Source organism: Janthinobacterium lyxosi (assembly GCF_051380665.1).
Lineage (GTDB): Bacteria > Pseudomonadota > Gammaproteobacteria > Burkholderiales > Burkholderiaceae_D > Janthinobacterium.
Map to the genome: position 1 here is coordinate 54,304 of NZ_JBNYXM010000028.1, position 19,849 is coordinate 74,152.

Here is a 19,849-nt window from a genome sequence, read left to right on the forward strand (position 1 = left end):
GCGTTTTACATTGTCAATTCAAGGTGGCGCCTATGCGGCGCCCTGCAGCGCCTCGTTGTTCAGCCAGGTGCCCAGCGCCGTGGCCGTCATGGGGCGGGCAAACAGGAAACCTTGCGCCATCGGGCAGCCCAGCGCCTGCAGTATCTGCGCCTGGCGCTCGTCTTCCACCCCTTCGGCGATCACGGCGAGGCCCAGGTTGCGGCCCAGCTGGATGACCATTTCGGCGATGCTGCTGCCGCGCGCGGAGCCCGTGATCTCGGTGACGAAGGCACGGTCGATTTTCAGGCGGTCGACCTGCAGGCGCTGCAGGTACGACAGCGAGGAGAAGCCCGTGCCGAAATCGTCGATGGCGATGCTGACGCCCGTCTGCTTGATCTGCCACAACATCTTGATCAGCATGTCCGGTTCTTCCATGGCCATCGATTCCGTGATTTCCAGCTCGATGAACTCGGGTGGCGCCTGCGTCTCTTCCAGCGCCGCGCGCAGCATTTCCAAAAACAGGGGGTGGCGGAACTGTACTTGCGACACGTTGACGGACATGACGAAGTTGCGGTGGCCCTGCTCGCGCAGCAGCACCAGTTCCCGGCAAGCCGTGCGCAGCACCCATTCGCCCAGGTCGATGATGATGCCCGAATATTCGGCAATCGGGATGAAGCGGTCGGGTGAGATGAACTTGCCGTCCGGCGTCTGCCAGCGCAGCAGCGCTTCGGCGCCCACGGGGCGGCGCGTGGTCAGGTCGATCTGCGGCTGGTAGACGACAAACAGCTGGTCCTGGCTGAAGGCCGTGCGCAGCGCGTGCATCATGCGCACCCGTTCGCGGATTTCAATGCCCATGCTGCGCGAGAAATAGAAGTGTCCGGCGCGCTGCTGGCTTTTCGCCCGTTTCAAGGCGATATCGGCATCCTTCAGTGCATCGGCGCCCGTGCCCGCATGTTCGCCCAGCCGCACCAGGCCCAGGGTGGCGGACAGTTGCACATCCTGGCCATCGATGCTGAAAGGTGCCTGGAACAGGGCCAGGATGTTGGCCGGATTGACTTGCGACGAGTCGCCCAGCACGCAAAAGATGTCGCCGCCCAGGCGCGCCACCGTCAACTGCGGCCCCAGCTGGGTTTGCAAGCGGCCCGCCACGGCGACCAGCAGGGTGTCGCCGAACTGGTGCCCCAGCGCGTCGTTGGTCTCGGCAAAGTGGTCGAGGTCGACCAGCGCCAGGGTGGCGTCGTCGCGCGCGGGGCCGGCCAGGGCGGCGTCGAGGATTTCCACCAGGCGCGTGCGGTTGGGCAGCTTCGACAACTGGTCGTAGAAGGCGGCATTGTGCAGGTGCGATACCAGTTCGACGTTGTCCAGGCCCACGGCGACGTTGCTGCAAAACACTTCCAGCAGGCTTTCATCGATGGCGGTGAGGGGGCGTGGCAGGATCAGATAGGCGGCCGCGTCACGGCTGGTCTTGCCCGCGAAGTACAGGGTGGCGTAGTCGTGCGCGTACACATTGCGCCGCTGCGCCAGTGTGTGCTCGATGGCCGCCATCACGCGGGGGTTTTGCAGGCCGCACAGGGCGATGTGCGGCAGGCTGGAAAAGCTGCCCGTGCAGGCCGAGACGAGCAACTCCCTGGCGCCGCTGTCCTGCAAGTCCTGCACGCACAGCACGCCGTCGGCGCGGATGCCCAGCAGGTCGGCGATTTGCGCCAGCACGCCGGCCGAGAAGTTTTGCACGCCGTGCAGCGCCATCAGCTGCGTGCTGGCGTGGACGATCCGGTCCAGGCCGCGCCGGCTGTTGCTGATCGAACGTATCTGCTCGTACGAGCGGATGGCTGCCGTCACCGTGGTAAACAGCTTGATGCGCGTCAGTTCGGACTTGGTCTTGTAATCGTTGATGTCGAAATCGCGGATGGCGTCGATTTCCGGCGCATAGCCGGGCTGGCCCGTGCGCAGGATGATGCGCACGTCCGTCATCTTCAAGGTTTCGCGGATGTAGCGCACCAGGTGCAGGCCCGCGTCATCCTGTTCCATCACCACGTCGAGCAGGATGACGGCGATGTCATCTTCATGCTTGAGCAGTTCGCGCGCCTGGCCGGCCGAATACGCATGCACGAATTCCAGCGGGCGGTGCTGCATTTCCAGGTTGCCCAGGGCGAAAGTGGTGGTGGAGTGGACGTCTTCATCGTCGTCGATGATCATCACCCGCCAGACGCTGCGCGGTGCGACGGCCAGCGGCGGTGCTGGTTGCTCATCGAGGAATACCAGGTCGTCGTGATCGTCCTTGTTGGCGTCAAGGGGGATGATCGGTGCGGGCATGTATGGCTTCTCCAGGATGACTCGATATTTTTACGAGCGCATCACAAAAAGCCCATGGCGTTGTTGCGTTGCCTCGCCGTACTCGCGTACTGTCTTCGGCAACGACGCCTAGCCCTGGGCATTTTTTGACGTGCTCTCGGCGCAGCCTAAATCTGGTTTGGTAACCAGTATCGTATCGCGCGCTTTGATCCAAGTATATAGCTATTTAATAAGCAAAATGTTTTTTTAAGTCTATTCTGCGGAGCAATATTTCTTGTATTGCATGATTGCAACTCTTATTTGGTATTTTTTATATGAAAAAATACGCGGGAGTTAAAAATGGTGATAAGCGCGGGGAATATCGGGCCTTGCTGCGGCATTAGCGGCATGGCATGCCCCGCAGGCTGGTAGAATTGAGTTTTCCAGTCTTTCACACTTCCTACTATGTCCGGCAATTCTTTTGGCAAACTGTTTACTGTTACCACTTTCGGCGAATCGCATGGACCGGCCATCGGCTGCGTGATCGATGGCTGTCCGCCGGGATTGGTCCTGTCGGAAGCCGATATCCAGCCCGAGCTGGACCGCCGCAAGCCGGGCACTTCGCGCCATGTGACGCAGCGCCAGGAATCGGATACGGTGGAAATTCTCTCGGGCGTGTACCAGGGCGTGACGACGGGTACGCCCATCGCGCTGCTGATCCGCAATGAAGACCAGCGCAGCAAGGATTACGGCAATATCGCGGAAAGCTTCCGCCCCGGCCACGCCGACTACACCTACTGGCATAAATACGGCGTGCGCGACCCGCGCGGCGGCGGACGTTCCTCGGCGCGCCTGACGGCGCCCGTGGTGGGTGCGGCGGCCATCGCCAAGAAGTGGCTGCTGCAGCAGTACGGCACCACCTTCAAGGGCTGCATGAGCCAGCTGGGTGACATCCCCGTGCCATTCCAGTCCTGGGAACACGTGCATGCGAACCCCTTCTTTGCCGCCAGCGGCGACGCGGACCTGATCGCGCGCATGGAAGAGGCCATGGATCAATTGCGCCGCGATGGCGATTCCATCGGTGCGCGCATCGACGTGATTGCGCAAAACGTGCCGGTCGGACTGGGCCAGCCCATCTACGACAAGCTCGACGCCGACATCGCTTACGCCATGATGGGCATCAATGCCGTCAAGGGCGTGGAAATCGGCGCCGGCTTCGACTCCGTGGCGCAAAAGGGTTCCCAGCACGGCGACGAGCTGACGCCGGAAGGCTTTATCGGCAATAACGCCGGTGGCGTACTGGGCGGCATCTCGACGGGGCAGGATATCAGTGTGTCGATCGCCATCAAGCCGACTTCGTCGATCCGCACGCCGCGCCGCTCGATCGATAAAGAGGGCAATCCCGTGATGGTGGAAACCTTCGGCCGCCACGACCCCTGCGTGGGCATCCGCGCCACGCCGATCGCCGAAGCCATGCTGGCGCTGGTGCTGATTGACCACGCCCTGATGCACCGCGCACAATGCGGCGATGTGTCTGTTTCTACGCCGAAGTTGAAGTAATCAGTGTATGCGGGATTCGCGTGGCAGCGCCACGCGAATCCCGCAGTACCTCCATCACGCCACTTTATTGGCCACCAGTTCTAATTGGTGGCGCATCTCCACCGACTGCACCAATAACGCCCGGATATCGTTGATCAGGTTGAATTCCGTCTGGTTTAATTGAATCGGCGGGAAGCTGTCGTCCCAGTCGCCGTACAAGAATCCCGTAGGGTGGCCGTTGGCCGACAGGGGTAGCACGACGAAGCTGCGCGCTTCCGACAGCGTGGCTTTCCACCATTGCGGCAGCTTGGCGGCAAATTTCGGGTCGCGCGCATTGTCGATGAAGATCACACGGTCGCTATTGAGGGCCGCGTGGAACACGTTCGGCTCATACGCATCGCCAAATACCATCAAGTCCTGCAGATCGGCCATGCCTTCGCCCATGCTGATGCGTGCCGAGTACAAATGATCCCTGTGGTTGCGCACGAACGCCACCGAGCGCGAAAAATCAAAGCCCTGGTGCAGCGTTTCGAGCGCCATCGAGACCATCTGGCCCGGGTTGGCGCTGCCGATGGCGCCGCGCAGGTCTGCCAGGCCGCCGATCAGGACGCGATTGCCTTCGGCGCGCATGCGCGTCGAGGCCAGCTGGCGCGCGCGCCGTTCGGCCGGTTTTGATAGCGGCGCGATCGACAGGTCGGCGGCCGCCATCGCCTTGGCCTTGTCTACCGCCGCCACCAGGTCGGGGGCCGTGATGCCCAGGGTGCCCGCATAGTCGTCGATCAGTGCATGCACCTGCGCCGCACCGGCCGCATCGTCATGCCACAGCGAGTCGGCGCAGCGCGCCGCCATGGTCGACAGGCCCGCCATCCAGTCGGCGCCGTTGACGGGCGCGTTGTCGGGCGACGGGTCCATCGGACGCATGCCGTTGATCAGGTGCTGCGGCAAGCCCCAGTGGGCAGCCGTGGCATAGCCCACTTCCGGCAGCGACAGGCCGAGGATTTCGCGCGCGGCGGCCGCCTCGTTGCCCGGACCCGCGTGCGCCTGCATGCGCGCCCAGAAGTCCGTCATGTAGAACGTCACCATCATGCGGCCCAGCGTGTGCAGCATGGAGCAGACGACGGCTTGCTCCGCTTGCAAGCTGCCGGCGCTGGTGGCCACCTGCTGCGCCACCATCCCGGCCAGCACGGCCTTTTCCATTTCCACGTGGGCGCTGACGGAGTCGGGCGACGCCTGCGACAGCTCCTCGATCAGTTTCAGTCCCAGCGCCAGATGGCCGATGGCGTCGATGCCCAGCACCAGCACGGCCTTCGAGACCGTGTTGACCCTCTGGCCGAAGGCCGAGTACATGCCGCTGTTGGCCAGTCTCAGTACCTTGTGCGTGAGGACAGGGTCGGACAGCACCGTTTGCGTGATGTCGAATTCGTGGTCATCCTCGCCGCGCATGGCGCCCAGGATGGCGCTGATGGCTTTGGCGAAGCCGGGCATGTCGCCCTGCTGGCGTGTGCGCGCCCACAGCAGGTCCAGGGTGTTTTTGCCGAGCTGTGTCGGTACCGTGAAATGACCTGGCTTCATTGCACCCCTCCGCGCTGTTCATAGACAGACGGCGTGGGCACCAGCGCCGCATAGGTTTTTTCGCTCAAGGCCGATAGCGCGGCATGGGCCGGCATCGGTTTGCCCGTCAAATAGCCTTGCACATACTGGCAGCCGCGCGACTCCATGAAGTGCATCTGCTCCTCCGTTTCCACGCCTTCGGCCACCACGGACAGGTTCAAATGCTTGGCCAGGTCGAGAATCGTGTTGCAAATGGCCGCATCCTTGCTCGATTCGGGCAAGTCCTTGATGAAGGTGCGGTCGATCTTCAGTACGGAAATGGGGAAGCGCTTCAGATACGCGAGCGAGGAATAGCCGGTGCCGAAATCGTCGATGGCAATGCGCGCGCGGCGCTCCGTCATCTTGACGAGGATGGTTTCCGCATGCACGGGGTCGATCATCAGGGTGCCTTCCGTAATTTCCAGCACCAGGTGTTCGCCGGAGAGTCCCGAAAACGCGATGGCGTCATCGAGCACGTCGAGGAATTTGTCGTTGCGGAACTGGCGCGGGCTGATGTTGACGGAGATGTACAGTGGCCGCTTGGCCACTTCCTGGAACTGCTTGAGCTGCACGCAGGCCGCCTTCAGCGCCCAGGCGCCCAGCAGGTTGATCAGGCCATTGGCTTCGGCGATCGGGATGAAGCGCACGGGCGGCACCAGGCCCAGGGTCGGGTGCTTCCAGCGCATCAGGGTTTCGAACCCCTGGATTTGCCGCGTGTGCGCATCGACGATGGGCTGGTAGAACAGCAGGAATTCGCCTTCGCGCACGGCGTGGAACATGGCCGCTTCCAGCGAGATATCGTGTTCCGACGGGCCATTCAGGCGCGGGCTGTAGACCAGGCAGCGGGCCTTGCCCGTTTCCTTGGCGCGCGACATGGCCGCATCGGCCAGCGCCACCAGGCGCACTTCATCTTCCGCGTGTAGCGGATAGATCGATACACCCACGGACGCCCCCACGTAGATCGTGTGGCCATCGACTTCGAACGGCGCCTGCAGGGTGGCCAGCAGGCGGCCCGTTACCAGCTTGATTTGCGCATCGGTCGCGCTGCCGGGCAGTACGGCGACGAATTCATCGCCGCCCACGCGCGCCAGGGTATCGCTGTCGCGCAAGGTCTTGCGCAGGCGCGCGGCGGCCAGGCGCAGCACGGCGTCGCCGACGGGGTGGCCCAGGCCATCGTTGACCTTTTTAAAACCATCGAGGCCGATGGTGGCCACGGAAAAACCCTGGCCCGAACGCGCCGCCTGGGCGATGACCATGCGGATGCGGTCCGACAGCAGCAGGCGGTTCGGCAGGCCGGTCAGCGCATCGTGCGTGGCCATGTGGCGCAGGCGTTCTTCCGTGTTGTGCTGGGCCGAGGTGTCGCGCCCGACCACCAGCAATTCGGCGATGCCGTCCCCGTTCATATAAGAAGACAGGCGCAGCTCGAACCAGATCTCCTGGTCCGGCGTTTGCAGGCGCACTTCCAGGCGGCCCGGCTCGGCCAGGGAATCTTCCAGCGTCGCCTGCAGCGCCGCGCGCGACGCTTCGGCGGCCAGCGGCAGCAGCAAGTGGCCGGCCAGGCCCGATGGCGCGCCGAACAGGGCGGCTGCGCGCTTGCTGGCGAACAGGATCAGGCCGTCCGTATCGAGCCGGAACACGACGTCGCCTGCCTCTTCCATGAGGTTGTCCAACTCGTGGCGTGCCTCGCGGTGGGCGGCGGATGGGGTACTGGAAAACATCGTGCTGGCTTTTACCTTTTTTTTATCAGTGCCAGCGCTCGCTGCAGGGCAGGGCGCCAACGGAAAGAGTGCATCGTGCGCTACGCGCGCCATAGCAGCCAGAGGGCGGCTATTGGAACGCGATCCACACGAAATGTATCATTGAAAAGCATTCGATTACATGAAATAGAGCAACATTGCTTCAGGTTTTGTAAATATTCCTGCCTTCCATGAAAAAAATCATCGTGCGCGACACCCGCAGGCATTTTCGTTCCCAGTGGAAACTTTCTGCCGCGCCGGCTTTCGGTAGCGCGCTTGCCCTGCCATGCGCTTTGCGCTAGTCTGGCTGGCAGACGGTGTTGACGGTGCGCCAGCGACGGCAAGGGCGCCATGATAACAAATCGCGGGAGACCCCATGAATGCCTTTGACACGCATGAAGTTTTCAACCAGGCCACGCCCTTTGAAAACGTCAATCTGTTCGCCTGCGACCCGGCGCTGATCGAAGCGCTGCTGCGCGAGGGCGGCGGTGCAGCGCTGCAGGAACTCGACGCTCTGGGCGAAAAGCTGGGCCGCGCCGAGACGTATGCGCTGGCGCGCCTGGCCAATATCCACACGCCCGAACTGCAGCAGTTCGACCGGGCCGGGCGCCGCATCGACGAAGTGCAGTTCCATCCGGCTTGGCATGAACTGATGGCCATCCTCGTGGGCGCCGGTGTGCACGCCTCGCCCTGGGCGTCGCCCGGTCCTGGCGCCCAGGTGGCGCGCGCGGCCGCCTATCTATTAGTGGGACAGGTGGAAAACGGCACGCAGTGTCCCGTGACGATGACGTATGCCTCGGTGCCGGCCTTGCGCCAGGCCCTTGAGCTGCCGCAAATCGCCGCCCGCTGGCTGTCGAAAATACTGTCGCGCGAATACGATCCCCGCTCCTTGCCCGTGGAACAGAAGCGCGGCGCCCTGGTCGGCATGGGCATGACGGAAAAGCAGGGCGGCTCGGACGTGCGCAGCAACACCACGCGCGCGATGCCCGTGCCGCCGGACGAGGCGCTGGCCCTGTTCGGCGACGAGGCCGACGGCGCCTGGCGCATCGTCGGCCACAAATGGTTTTTTTCGGCGCCGCAATGCGACGCCCATCTGATCCTGGCGCAGGCGCAGGAGGGCGGATTGTCGTGTTTTTTCCTGCCCCGCTACCTGCCCGACGGCAACCGCAATGCCATCCGCGTGCAGCGCCTGAAAGATAAGCTGGGCAACCGCTCGAATGCCTCGTCGGAAGTGGAATTCACCAACGCCTATGGCTGGCTGGTGGGCCAGCCGGGGCGGGGCATTCCCACCATCCTGGAAATGGCCAGCCATACGCGTCTCGATTGCGTGCTGGGCAGCACCGGCATCATGCGCGCCGCCTTGACGCAGGCGCTGCACCATGCGCGCCAGCGGGCCGTGTTCGGCAAGCCGCTGGTCGAGCAGCCCCTGATGCAAAACGTGCTGGCCGACCTGGCGCTCGAATCGGAAGCCGCCACGGCCTTTGCGCTGCGCCTGGCACGCTGTTTCGATGAAAAGGAGGATGTGCAGCAAGCCATGCTGGCGCGCGTGCTGACGCCGGCCGGCAAGTACTGGATTTGCAAGCGTGGTCCCGGTTTCGGCGCGGAAGCCATGGAAGTGCTGGGCGGCACCGGCTATGTGGAAGACGCGCCGCTGGCACGCCTGTACCGCGAGCTGCCAGTCAACTCGATCTGGGAAGGCGCGGGCAACGTCATGTGCCTCGACGTCTTGCGCGCCTTCGGCAAGTCGCCCGCCGCGCGCGACGCCCTGGCGGCCGAGCTGGCGCTGGCCGGCGATGCTGACGCCGCCTTTGTTGAGTACCGGACGCGCCTGCTGACCGAGCTGGACGGGCCGCAGACGGATGAATTCGGCGCCAGGCAATTATCCGAGTGCATCGTGCTGGCCGTGCAGGCGGGACTGCTGCTGCGCCATGCACCGCCCTTCATCGCGCAGGCATTCCTGCAGTCGCGGCTGGTGCAAGCGCCGGGCGGCGCGTATGGCCGCTTGCCGGCGGGTACCGATTGCGCGGCCATCCTGGCGCGCGCACTGCGCGAATACTGACCCCGATAAATCCGATTATTTCGAAAATTCCGGCCACAGGCGGGCTGTGGGCGGGGATAATGCGGCTATCCATCATTTTATCGACACACAGCGCGCCTGCGGCCCAGACTTGCCGCCGCGCCAGAGAGCAGAGAAAGAACAACAATATGAAACAAGATCCACGCTTCCCGAATTTGTTCATTACCGATCACCCTTTGATCCAGCACAAGCTGAGCCACATGCGCGAGCACGATACGTCGACGCGCACCTTCCGTGAATTGCTCAAGGAAATCACCTTGCTGATGGGCTATGAAATCACGCGCGACTTGCCGCTGACCACGCGCGAAATCAAGACCCCGCTGGTCACTATCGACGCGCCCGTCATTGCTGGCAAGAAACTGGCCATCGTCCCCATCCTGCGCGCCGGCATCGGCATGAGCGATGGCTTGCTGAACCTGGTGCCATCGGCGCGCGTGGGCCACATCGGCGTGTACCGCGATCCGACCACCCACATGCCGGTGGAATACCTGGTGCGCCTGCCGGACTTGAATGAACGCACCTTCATCCTGTGCGACCCGATGGTAGCGACCGGTAATTCGGCCGTGTACGCCGTCGATGTGCTGAAGAAGCGGGGCGTGACGGACGAGCAGATCATCTTCCTGGCACTGGTGGCTGCACCCGAAGGCGTGACCGTGTTCCAGAACGCGCACCCGAATGTCAAGATGTTCTGCGCCTCGCTCGATTCGCACCTGGACGACCACGCTTACATCGTGCCGGGCCTGGGTGATGCCGGCGACCGCATCTTCGGCACCAAGTAAGCCACTTCAGGCGAGTATGACGATGGCAACCTTGATCGACCCGGATTTTCGCGCGCGTTTGCGCGCCCTGAACGAAAAATATGCGGCTGGCGTGCCAGTCCTGATGCAAGCGATCACGCAGGCAAGCGGCCGCTGCGACAGCGAAGGCCCCCGTTTGGAACCGTTGACGGAACTGCACCGCGCGCTGCACGCGGTAGCCGGCTCGGCCGCCACCTTCGGTTTCGCTGCGCTGGGGCAGGAATGCCGGCGCATCGAACAACAGGTGCGTGCCATGCTCAATGCGCCTGCGCAGGCGGTGGCGGAATGGCACGCCGTGCGGGCGCAAGTGGAGGCGCTGCTGCATTGGGCCGCACGCGATGCGGGGGCCACCCATTTCAGCGCGTGAGTGAGTGCGCCATAGGGATGTGGTTGCAATGATTCATTTGATGCAACGCAAAGCACCCGCGTCGCAGATTAGGATATAGTGTCTCCATGCCGCTGGGTCAGGGCGCCGCAAGACGGGGATTTTGCTATTAAAGTAGTGTTTGCAAGTTTATTTTGCGAAAGAATGGTTTTTCTCAGTTTTGTTGGTATAATTGGACATCGTTGGATTCGAGGTAGTAGTGCAGTTAGTCTGTCATTTCTTTCTTGCTTCAAACGATATAACGGGCGCAAGCCCAACTTAACTGAAATAGGAAATTGTAATGGCAACTGGCATCGTAAAATGGTTCAATGATTCGAAGGGTTTCGGCTTTATTACCCCTGATGAAGGCGGCGAAGATCTGTTCGCTCACTTCTCGGCTATCCAGTCGAACGGCTTCAAGTCCCTGCAAGAGAACCAACGCGTTTCTTTTGAAGTGACCGCTGGCCCTAAAGGCAAGCAAGCTTCGAACATTCAGCCAATCTAATACGCTGGATCAAACGAAATAAAGAAATCCTCGGTCTCCGAGGATTTTTTTTCGCCTGAATTTCTGTGAGGCACCGGTTTTGCATGCGTTATGGGTGTGTTTCATGGCTTGCGTGACTCTTTCCGGCGCTTTGCGTCAGGGGTGGTCGGTTTGGCGCTTGCGCGTAAGCCGACAAACGGCGTTGGCAGATTGGCGGAAGGTGTCGGCTTACGCTGCGTTAAGCCGACCTACGCCAAGCTGCGTTCTTCCAGTCCGGCCTGCAGTGACTAGATTGCCCGTTCGCGCCAGTAATCGGGTTGGGCATACGAATGCCGCAAAAAATCCACGAACGCCCGGATGCGCAGCGGCAAATGGCGGCGCTGGGCAAACACGGCATAAATATCGTTGCCTGGCGCGGCAAACTGGTCCAGCACTGTCACCAGCTGCCCCGAGCCGATCTCGGCGCCCACTTCCCACATCGAACGCCACGCCAGTCCCTTGCCAGCCAGCGCCCAGTCGTGCAGCACTTCGCCGTCGTTGCAGACCATATTGCCGGCCACCTTTAAAATCACATTCTTGCCGTTTTCGCGGAAGGTCCAGCCCCGCTGGCTGCCTTCGCTGCTGATCGCCAGGCAATTATGTTTCGCCAGATCGGCCGGGATGCGCGGCGTGCCGGCCCGTTTCAGGTAAGCGGGCGAGCCGACCAGCACGCGCTGGTTGTCGGCCAGTTTCGTACTCACGAGTGAGGAATCGGACAGGCTGGCAATGCGGATGGCCACGTCGATGCCTTCGCCGATCAGGTCGACCAGGCGGTCGTTCAGGTTCAGCGACACCGTCACGTCGCGATGCTCGGCCACGAACGAGGGGATCAATGGCGCCACGTGCTGGCGCCCGAAGCCGGCCGGCGCGGAAATGAGCAAATGGCCGCTGGCCTTCACGCTGCGCTCGGCCACGGCCGCTTCCGCCTCTTCCAGTTCGCCCAGGATGCGCTGGCAGTCTTCCAGGAAGGCCGCACCTTCATTCGTCAGCGCCAGCTTGCGCGTCGTGCGCTGCAGCAATTTGACGCCCAGGCGCTGCTCCAGCGCATCGAGGCGCCGGCCTATCATGGCCGGTGCGATGCCTTCTGCGCGTGCGGCCGCCGACAGGCTGCCCTTGGCCACCACTTCCACGAACGTTGATATTTGTCTGAACTGCCCCATGCCGTGCTCCCGCGATGCCATCACTTGTGATAAAAACGCATAGATGAAGTGATTTTTAATCTCGTTTCCATGCCTTATAGTGCAATACTATAGAACAAACGCGCCACCCGGCAGAGTGTTTTTACGCCTTTGTCCGGCTTGCCCGCGCAGTCGTTCAGCATATACTTGGATCACCAGATCACCTTTGCTTATATTTATTAAAAACCGGAGAACTTCATGACGCAGAACACGATTGCACTTCCCGAAGGCATGCAAATCACGGGTGAAATCCAGCCCGGCTACGAACAGATACTCACGCCGGCAGCGCTGGCGCTGGTGGCCAAGCTGACGCGCGCCTTCGAGCCGCGCCGCCAGCAGTTGCTGGCCGTGCGCGTGGAACGGGCCAAGCGCCTCGACGCGGGCGAGCGTCCTGATTTCCTGCCAGAAACCGCGCATATCCGCGACGGCGACTGGAAGATCGCGCCGATCCCGAAGGCGCTCGAATGCCGCCGCGTGGAAATCACCGGTCCCGTCGAGCGCAAGATGGTCATCAACGCGTTTAATTCCGGCGCGGACAGCTACATGACGGACTTCGAGGATTCGAACACGCCGAACTGGGATAACCAGCTGACGGGTCAGATCAATATGTTCGACGCCGTACGCAAGACGATTTCGCTGGAGCAAAATGGCAAGTCGTACAAGCTGAACGACAAGATCGCCACCCTCGTCGTGCGCCCGCGCGGCTGGCACCTCGATGAAAAGCACGTGCTGGTCGATGGCAAGCGCATTTCCGGTGGCATTTTCGATTTCGCCCTGTTCATGTTTCATAACGCCAAGGAACAATTGGCACGTGGCGCCGGCCCATATTTCTACCTGCCGAAGATGGAATCGCACCTGGAAGCGCGCCTGTGGAACGATATTTTTGTCATGACGCAAAATGAATTGGACTTGCCACAGGGCACGATCAAGGCGACTGTCCTGATCGAAACCATTTTGGCCGCGTTTGAAATGGATGAAATCCTGTACGAACTGAAAGAACACAGCTCGGGCCTGAACGCGGGCCGCTGGGACTACATCTTCTCGTGCATCAAGAAATTCAAGCTGGACAAGGATTTCTGCCTGGCCGACCGCGCGAAAGTCACGATGACGGCGCCATTCATGCGCGCCTACGCCTTGCTGTTGCTGAAAACGTGTCATAAACGTGGCGCACCGGCCATTGGCGGCATGGCGGCCTTGATCCCGATCAAGAACGATCCGGAAAAGAACGACATCGCCATGGGCGGCGTGCGCAACGACAAGGCGCGCGATGCCACCGATGGTTACGACGGCGGCTGGGTTGCCCATCCGGGCCTGGTGGAACTGGCCATGGGCGAGTTCACGAAAGTGCTGGGCGACAAGCCGAACCAGATCGAAAAACAGCGTCCCGACATCGACGTGAAAGCGTCGGACTTGCTGAATTTTCAGCCGGAAGCGCCGATCACGGAAGCGGGCTTGCGCTACAACATCAACGTGGGCATCCATTACCTGGGCAGCTGGCTGGCCGGCAATGGTTGCGTGCCTATCCACAACCTGATGGAAGACGCGGCCACGGCCGAGATCAGCCGTTCGCAAGTGTGGCAGTGGATTCGTTCCAGCAAGGGTGTGCTGGAAGATGGCCGCAAGGTCACGGCCGAGATGGTGCGCGCCATGATTCCGGAGGAGCTGGCCAAGGTGCAGCGCGATGCGCCAGGCGGCAACGGCCCGACCTATGTACGCGCCGGCCAGATTTTCGAGGACATGTCGACGTCGGAATCGTTTGCTGAATTCCTGACCTTGCCGCTGTACGAAGAAATCTGATCCTGATCACGTAGCAGCATGAAAAAATCCCGGCGACGCCACAAAGCATCTGCCGGGATTTTTTATTGCAGGAGGATCCGCTTAAAAATTATTCTTCCACATCCGCAAGGCTGCGAACGCTTCCACGGGCGAGGCGCCGGCGGCCAGCTTGCCTTCCACCTTCAGGCTGGTCAAGATAGCCGGTTCGCGGTAGCGCAGGAAGGGATTCGTGGCTTTCTCAAGGGCAATGGTCGACGGCACGGTCGATAAACCTTGCTGGCGCCTTTCCGTGTCGATGGCGATGCGTTCCTGCAAGGCCAGATTGCCCGGCTCGACGGCGTTGGCGAAGCGCAGATTGGACAAGGTGTACTCATGCGCGCAAAATACCTCGGTATCGTCGGGCAGGGCGGCCAGCTTGCCCAGTGAGTCGGCCATCTGGCCCGGCGTGCCTTCGAACAGGCGGCCGCAGCCGCCGGCAAACAGGGTGTCGCCGGAAAACAGCCATGGTGGGCCGCTGCGCTCGTCGCGCTGGCGCACATAGGCGATATGCCCCTTGGTGTGGCCGGGCACGTCGATGACCGTCATCTGCAAGCCCAGCTCGGCCACATAGGCAACATCGCCTTCGGCAAGCGGTTCCGTGATAGCTGTGATAGCCTCATTGCGCGGGCCGAAGACGGGCACGGCGAAATGCTGCAACAATTCAGGCACGCCACCCGTGTGGTCGGCGTGGTGGTGCGTGAGTAAAATGGCGGACAGGGTCAACTGATGGGCTTGCAGGGCATCGAGGATGGCCATCGCATCGCCAGGGTCGACCACGGCGGCGTGGCGGCCGTCATGGATCAGCCACAGGTAATTGTCGGCAAAGGCGGGCACGGCAAGTACCGATAAAGCGTGTTCAGGGGAATGTGTCATGAGCAAAAGAGAAAACTGAATGGACAGTGTGGCATCCGAAAAATCCATTATAGCGCTTGACGGCTGGCTGCAGACGCCGGCCGGTCTGTACGTGCGTGCCTGGGAGCAGCAATGCCTCGACAGCCTGACCGTCGACATCTTCGGTTTCAATGCCGTGCAGATCGGCTTGCCCCAGCTCGACGCGCTGGCGGCCAGCCGCATGCCGAACAAATGGCTGCTCGATTCGCGTCTGCCGTCGCGCCCGCCGCAAGAGAGCCGCCTGACCCTGGTGTCGGCCTTCGACGAGCTGCCGTTTGACTCGCAAAGCCTGGATCTGGTGGTCTTGCCGCACGTACTCGAATTTGCCGCCGAGCCACACCAGGTCTTGCGCGAAGTCGAACGCGTGCTGATACCGGAGGGGCGCGTCATCGTCTGCGGCTTCAATCCCGCCAGCCTGTGGGGCATGCGCCAGGGCCTGGGGAGGGTCACGGGGCGCCATTACCTGCCGCAGGAAGGCGAGCTGATCTCTATGCCGCGCATGAAAGACTGGTTAAAATTGCTGAACATGGGCGTTAGCCAAAGCCATTTTGGCTGCTACGCGCCCGCCTGCAGGACAGAAAAATGGCTGCGCCGCAACGCCTTCATGGACAAGGCCGGTGCGCGCTGGTGGCCATATCTGGGCGCAGTGTATATAGTGCAGGCGATCAAGCGCGTCAAAGGGATGCGTCTGATCGGTCCGGCGTGGACCAAGAAACCGGCGACGGCGCCCGCAGGCGCACCGGTCACGAATAAAAGGCGGGAACAGCAAGATGGCTAAGTTTGAAGACAAGGTTGAAATTTACGCCGATGGCGCATGCAAGGGCAATCCCGGCACGGGCGGTTGGGGCGCGTTGATGGTGGCCGATGGCGCCAAGAAAGAAATTTACGGCGGGGAACTCAATACGACGAATAACCGCATGGAATTGAAGGCCGTGATCGAAGCCTTGACGGCGCTCAAACGTCCCTGCCAGGTAGTGTTGTATACCGATAGCCAGTATGTCCAGAAGGGCATCAGCGAATGGATCCACGGCTGGAAGGCACGCGGCTGGAAAACGGCGGCCAAGGCGCCCGTCAAGAACGTTGACCTGTGGCAGGCCCTCGATACGGCCCAGGCCGTGCATGAAGTGGAATGGCGCTGGGTGCGCGGCCATAATGGCCATCCAGGCAACGAGCGGGCCGATCAACTGGCCAATATGGGCGTGGAAACCGTGCGCGCCTGATGGTTAAAAATTCATGTCGCGAAACAGCGGGCAGGGCGTAATCGAAGGGCGCAGGTTTGCTATACTGTGCCCTTCGCTTTTTGCTTTTACGACTGAATCTGCCATGCGTCAAATTGTTCTTGATACTGAAACCACCGGCCTGAACCCGCGCACGGGCGACCGCATTCTGGAGATCGGGGCGGTCGAACTGAACAACCGCATGTTGACGGGGAATAATTTCCACCATTACATCAATCCCGAGCGCGACTCGGAAGAGGGGGCGCTGGCCGTCCACGGATTGACGACGGAATTCCTCAGCGACAAGCCGAAATTCGCGGAAATCGCAGAAGAATTCCGCGCGTTTATCGCCGATGCCGAACTGATCATTCACAACGCCCCGTTCGATATCGGCTTCCTCAACGCGGAATTCAAGCGCCTGAACCTGCCGCCCGTGCATGAGCAAGTGCATGGCGTGATCGATACCCTGGTGCAGGCGAAGGAAATGCATCCAGGCAAGCGCAACTCGCTCGACGCCCTGTGCGACCGTTATGGCGTGTCGAACGCCCACCGCAAGCTGCACGGCGCGCTGCTCGACTCCGAATTGCTGGCCGACGTCTACCTGGCCATGACGCGGGGGCAAAACAGCCTGAGCATGGAAGAAGAAGTGGAAGTGGCTGCCGACGGCGCCGTGCTGGAAATCGTGCCCCTGGCCGAAGTCATCTTCCAGTTCGCCACGGCCGACGAGCTCGCCGCCCACGAAGCCACCATCGCCGGCCTCGACAAGGCCGCTAAAGGCCAGTGCATCTGGACCGCCGTCCTGGCGCCACCAGCGGCTGCCTGAGAAAAAAGCGGGACATGCTAAATTTCCTGTTGCCAGCCCTTGCAGATGCCGTAACATTTATGCGATAATTCGCCTCGCTTCGGGAGGTTAGCTCAGGGGTAGAGCACTGCATTCACACTGCAGGGGTCGCAAGTTCGAAACTTGCACTTCCCACCAGAATTCGCTTTAGTATCAAGCACTTAGAAAAAGCCGCCAATCATCGATAGGCGGCTTTTTTTATGGGTGTAATTTTCGGGTGTAATTTATCCGACTTGCACAAGGTTGGATAGTTTGTCGAGCGCGGTGCGCTGGGCATCTACCTGAAGATGAGCGTATCGCTGCGTGGTGCGTATGGTGCTGTGCCCGAGAATCTTGCTGATGGTATAAAGGTCAACGCCAAGGCTGAGCATGATGCTGGCGCACGAGTGCCGCAAATCATGATAGTTGACATGATGCATACCGGCCCTGACCCTGGCGCGTTGCCAGGATGATTTAACGCCGCTTGGCGTTATGGTCAGTGGCAAGTACGGCAACCATGGCCGCAATGCAGGGATTATCGGAATAATGCGTGTGCGCGACGTCTTGGTGTGACTGGATGGAATTTCGATAGTGTTCTGCTTGATATCCTGCGGCCGGATTTTGAATATCTCGCCGCGCCTGGCGCCAGTAAGCAGTGCAATCCAGATCGCTGCCTGCACACGGGGCGAACAGAATTCCGATAGTCGCCTGACTTGCTTGATGCTTAAGAATACCTCCCTGTTGTTATTTACTTCAACATTGTCAATGCGCAACCCGAAGTTCTCCGGGATCAGTCGCTGACGCCAGGCCAAGGCCAAACCTTTCTTTGCGCACGCCAGCGATCTATTAATTGTGGCCGGCGCATAAATCGATTCCATTATTCGTGTTTTCGGATTTTCTACTTTTGTACTTGCATCGCGAATAAAGTGATCCGCAAATTCCTGCGACTGACTTGCTTTATATAACGCTGCCCATGGCCCAAGGCGCACCACGTGGAACTTTGACGTGTCGGCGCTCTTCAAGCTCTTTGAGTGCTCCAAGTATATCGCCAATATTGCCGTCATTGGAGGGTCGCCTGGAATTGTGACTTGTTTTTGCGACGGCGTCCTTTCTGCCGCTTTGAGCAGCTCGGCTTCTACGAGCTTGGCATCACGCGTAGATGCACCTTTCGGCAACTTTCTGTGAATTCTTTTGCCATCGACCATGATGCCGACGTGCTTCCTACCTTCTTTGTCATCCCAGATGGACATTGGTTGTTCTCCTTTAACCAGTTCTTGCATTCTTCAAGGTCGTAGCGCTTGGAGCGCGCACCGACCGGTGTATATGGCAGCCCGGCATGCTCAAGGCGGCGGATCGTTGATTCGCTGACGCCGAGAGCGGCGCAGATCTGTTGCCTGTTCATTTCCCCGGCAGAACTGGCGGGCTTCTTGCCTGCGGCCTTGTCCAGCGCCGACACCATTTCGGCAATCTGGCGCATCTCGACTTCGCTCATGTTCATTGCGCGCTCCCGGCCGCCACGTCGCCGGCGTGCCCGCTACCACCGCAAGCAGGGCAGTCCAGTTCGCCGCTGCCCGGCTCGGCACCGTCATTCATGAAGACCAGGCCGCCGGGCGTCGCTGTGATCGACTGGCCAGCCGCGCGCGCGGCTGCGATTGTCTGCTGCGTTTCGGGCGAGAGTAGGGCGCGGCGGCGTGCGAGCTGGGCCTCCAGCTGCGCAATGCGAGCGTCGCGTTCTCGCGCCAGGTTGTGGAATGCTGGCGCCTCGCACTCGCGAGCGCACGGCGCTGGGTGCTTGCCTTCGGCTTGCAGAGCCTGGCGCTGCGACAGTGCGTGGATGCAAGTGCATTCGCCCAGCCATTCCCCGTCAGCGCGGTGCACGTCACCCGTGCCGCCACAGGCGCTGCACAGGGCGCGCATTTCGGCGCAGGTATCTTTGGCGGCTGCCTGCGGTGCCGGGGTGGCTGCGATGGTGGCGTGCTCGCGGCCGGCAGCAGCCAGCACGCGGAACACGTCGCTGTTGCGCAGCAGTGCGCCTGGCTCGTTCAGGCCCCACAGCACGGGCAGCGCCGAGATTTGATCCATTAGCCGCCCGATGATCGGCTGAGGCGCAGCAACCGGCAGCGGCGAATGCTTCGGCTTAGCCGCCTGCTTGGCGCGGATCGCCTCGACCTTCGTCCAGATCCTGGCCAGCTCCGTCTGGCCGGCGGCGTGCATGTCCAGGCCTTGGGTCAGGCACAGCGCGGCCAGCGTGACCATCACGCCACCGACTTCCTGCACGCGCTCGCCGACCGGACGGCCGAAGACATAGTCGACCAGCTGATGCGCCTCGCTGGCCGTGCAGCCGCACGCCTGCACCAGTTCCAGCGATTCTTCCAGGAAGCGGCGATTGCGCTCAGCGCCGTCGGCGGAGATTTCGGCACCGAAGCACGCCATCATCCAAGGCTGCACTCGGCCCTGGAATGAATCGTCGGGCGTTGCACGGACAGGTGGATTGCGTTGCTCGTTGTTGATCATTCTGCATGCTCCAAAAAAGTTATCTCGCTGGGCTGGCGCGGTGTCGCGTCGCCCATCAGGTAAATCACGGAAGACACGCCGCCGCCCAGCACTTGGGCGCCCATGGCGCGCAGATGGTGCTGCTTGCCTTCGAACAGCACGGACTGGCAGGTGTGGATCGCGCGCAGCACGGCCCGGTCCAGCTTGTAGGCGGCCTCGGCCGGGGTTTCCGGGGCGGGCGCCGGGCTGCGGCTGCTCATTGCGCCGCGGACGCGCGGCGCGCGAACCATGCCACTGGGCCATCGTTCTCTTCGTCGTACGGCGCGAGCAGGAACCAGCCTGGGCCTGGCGCCGTGGGCTGCCAGTCGACCAATGCGCTCGGATCGCCATCACCTTCCAGGTAACGCTCTGCCAAGTCGGGTGCATCGCCATCCATCCAGACGCGCTGCACCTCCAGCTCCTGGGCGTCTATCCATTCCTTGAATTTGGCGGCATCGCCTTCGTCAAAGGGTGGCAGCTCAGGATGCTCATACCAGCCTTGAGCATCGCGTATGACTGG

At 61.4% G+C, this 19,849-nt stretch carries 18 protein-coding genes, 1 tRNA gene and 1 pseudogene; 10 read left to right on the plus strand and 10 right to left on the minus strand.

The features are described 5' to 3' along the window. Window positions 1-30: 30 nt before the first annotated feature. A complete protein-coding gene (locus ACQ4WP_RS23215) occupies window positions 31-2,292 on the minus strand; it encodes a putative bifunctional diguanylate cyclase/phosphodiesterase (RefSeq protein ID WP_436524756.1) in 2,262 nt (753 codons plus the stop codon). 423 nt (window positions 2,293-2,715) lie between these two features. Between ACQ4WP_RS23215 and aroC the strand changes: the two genes are divergently transcribed. Continuing rightward, the gene (aroC, locus tag ACQ4WP_RS23220) at window positions 2,716-3,810 is read left to right on the plus strand and encodes a chorismate synthase (protein WP_436524758.1); all 1,095 of its coding nucleotides are present in this window, start codon (window positions 2,716-2,718) and stop codon (window positions 3,808-3,810) included. Window positions 3,811-3,864: 54 nt separating this feature from the next. Here aroC and ACQ4WP_RS23225 read toward each other — a convergent pair whose 3' ends face one another. After that, window positions 3,865-5,361: an HDOD domain-containing protein gene (locus tag ACQ4WP_RS23225; RefSeq protein WP_436524760.1), complete on the minus strand. Its 1,497-nt coding sequence runs from the start codon at window positions 5,359-5,361 to the stop codon at window positions 3,865-3,867. Further along, the gene (locus ACQ4WP_RS23230) at window positions 5,358-7,097 is read right to left on the minus strand and encodes a putative bifunctional diguanylate cyclase/phosphodiesterase (RefSeq protein ID WP_436524762.1); all 1,740 of its coding nucleotides are present in this window, start codon (window positions 7,095-7,097) and stop codon (window positions 5,358-5,360) included. Before ACQ4WP_RS23230 ends, ACQ4WP_RS23225 begins: the two co-directional genes overlap by 4 nt. Before the next feature lie 394 nt (window positions 7,098-7,491). Between ACQ4WP_RS23230 and ACQ4WP_RS23235 the strand changes: the two genes are divergently transcribed. The 4 genes from ACQ4WP_RS23235 (at window position 7,492) to ACQ4WP_RS23250 (ending at window position 10,858) form a co-directional block, all read left to right on the plus strand. After that, the gene (locus ACQ4WP_RS23235; protein WP_436524764.1) at window positions 7,492-9,174 is read left to right on the plus strand and encodes an isovaleryl-CoA dehydrogenase; all 1,683 of its coding nucleotides are present in this window, start codon (window positions 7,492-7,494) and stop codon (window positions 9,172-9,174) included. Between the two features lie 146 nt (window positions 9,175-9,320). Then, window positions 9,321-9,971, plus strand: a complete 651-nt coding sequence (gene upp / locus ACQ4WP_RS23240) for a uracil phosphoribosyltransferase (RefSeq protein ID WP_219313602.1) — start codon at window positions 9,321-9,323, stop codon at window positions 9,969-9,971. A gap of 22 nt (window positions 9,972-9,993) precedes the next feature. Continuing rightward, complete coding sequence (locus ACQ4WP_RS23245) at window positions 9,994-10,356, plus strand: Hpt domain-containing protein (protein WP_436524767.1); 363 nt, start codon at window positions 9,994-9,996, stop codon at window positions 10,354-10,356. Window positions 10,357-10,654: 298 nt separating this feature from the next. After that, the gene (locus tag ACQ4WP_RS23250; RefSeq protein ID WP_010398811.1) at window positions 10,655-10,858 is read left to right on the plus strand and encodes a cold-shock protein; all 204 of its coding nucleotides are present in this window, start codon (window positions 10,655-10,657) and stop codon (window positions 10,856-10,858) included. Window positions 10,859-11,124: 266 nt separating this feature from the next. Here ACQ4WP_RS23250 and ACQ4WP_RS23255 read toward each other — a convergent pair whose 3' ends face one another. Next, window positions 11,125-12,036 carry a LysR family transcriptional regulator gene (locus ACQ4WP_RS23255; RefSeq protein ID WP_436524769.1) on the minus strand — a complete coding sequence of 304 codons (912 nt, stop codon included), beginning with the start codon at window positions 12,034-12,036 and terminating at the stop codon, window positions 11,125-11,127. Window positions 12,037-12,252: 216 nt separating this feature from the next. Between ACQ4WP_RS23255 and aceB the strand changes: the two genes are divergently transcribed. Beyond that, window positions 12,253-13,851 (plus strand): malate synthase A, encoded by a 1,599-nt coding sequence (gene aceB / locus ACQ4WP_RS23260; RefSeq protein ID WP_436524771.1) that lies wholly within the window; start codon window positions 12,253-12,255, stop codon window positions 13,849-13,851. Window positions 13,852-13,932: 81 nt separating this feature from the next. Here aceB and gloB read toward each other — a convergent pair whose 3' ends face one another. Continuing rightward, window positions 13,933-14,742, minus strand: coding sequence for a hydroxyacylglutathione hydrolase (gene gloB, locus ACQ4WP_RS23265; RefSeq protein ID WP_436524773.1), 810 nt, complete (start codon window positions 14,740-14,742; stop codon window positions 13,933-13,935). 19 nt (window positions 14,743-14,761) lie between these two features. On the opposite strand from gloB, the gene ACQ4WP_RS23270 reads away from it, so the two are divergent. From ACQ4WP_RS23270 to ACQ4WP_RS23285, 4 genes are all read left to right on the plus strand, one after another. After that, window positions 14,762-15,538, plus strand: coding sequence for a class I SAM-dependent methyltransferase (locus ACQ4WP_RS23270; RefSeq protein WP_436524775.1), 777 nt, complete (start codon window positions 14,762-14,764; stop codon window positions 15,536-15,538). Next, window positions 15,531-15,980 carry a ribonuclease HI gene (gene rnhA, locus ACQ4WP_RS23275; protein ID WP_436524777.1) on the plus strand — a complete coding sequence of 150 codons (450 nt, stop codon included), beginning with the start codon at window positions 15,531-15,533 and terminating at the stop codon, window positions 15,978-15,980. Before ACQ4WP_RS23270 ends, rnhA begins: the two co-directional genes overlap by 8 nt. Window positions 15,981-16,083: 103 nt before the next feature. Next, window positions 16,084-16,800: a DNA polymerase III subunit epsilon gene (dnaQ, locus tag ACQ4WP_RS23280; protein WP_436524779.1), complete on the plus strand. Its 717-nt coding sequence runs from the start codon at window positions 16,084-16,086 to the stop codon at window positions 16,798-16,800. An 81-nt stretch (window positions 16,801-16,881) separates the two neighbouring features. After that, window positions 16,882-16,956: transfer RNA gene (locus ACQ4WP_RS23285), tRNA-Val, on the plus strand. An 86-nt stretch (window positions 16,957-17,042) separates the two neighbouring features. Here ACQ4WP_RS23285 and ACQ4WP_RS23290 read toward each other — a convergent pair. The 5 genes and pseudogenes from ACQ4WP_RS23290 to ACQ4WP_RS23310 all read right to left on the minus strand — a co-directional run. Then, entirely contained in the window at window positions 17,043-18,047 is a 1,005-nt protein-coding gene (locus ACQ4WP_RS23290; protein WP_436524781.1) for a tyrosine-type recombinase/integrase, read from the minus strand. After that, window positions 17,933-18,295, minus strand: a complete 363-nt coding sequence (locus ACQ4WP_RS23295) for a helix-turn-helix transcriptional regulator (RefSeq protein ID WP_436524783.1) — start codon at window positions 18,293-18,295, stop codon at window positions 17,933-17,935. The genes ACQ4WP_RS23290 and ACQ4WP_RS23295 overlap by 115 nt, the downstream gene beginning before the upstream one ends. Next, the gene (locus ACQ4WP_RS23300) at window positions 18,292-19,233 is read right to left on the minus strand and encodes a hypothetical protein (RefSeq protein WP_436524785.1); all 942 of its coding nucleotides are present in this window, start codon (window positions 19,231-19,233) and stop codon (window positions 18,292-18,294) included. The genes ACQ4WP_RS23295 and ACQ4WP_RS23300 overlap by 4 nt, the downstream gene beginning before the upstream one ends. 74 nt (window positions 19,234-19,307) lie before the next feature. Beyond that, complete coding sequence (locus tag ACQ4WP_RS23305) at window positions 19,308-19,550, minus strand: hypothetical protein (RefSeq protein WP_436524787.1); 243 nt, start codon at window positions 19,548-19,550, stop codon at window positions 19,308-19,310. Further along, a pseudogene (locus tag ACQ4WP_RS23310) lies at window positions 19,547-19,849 on the minus strand (hypothetical protein); the annotation flags it as partial. The gene ACQ4WP_RS23305 and the pseudogene ACQ4WP_RS23310, both read right to left, overlap by 4 nt.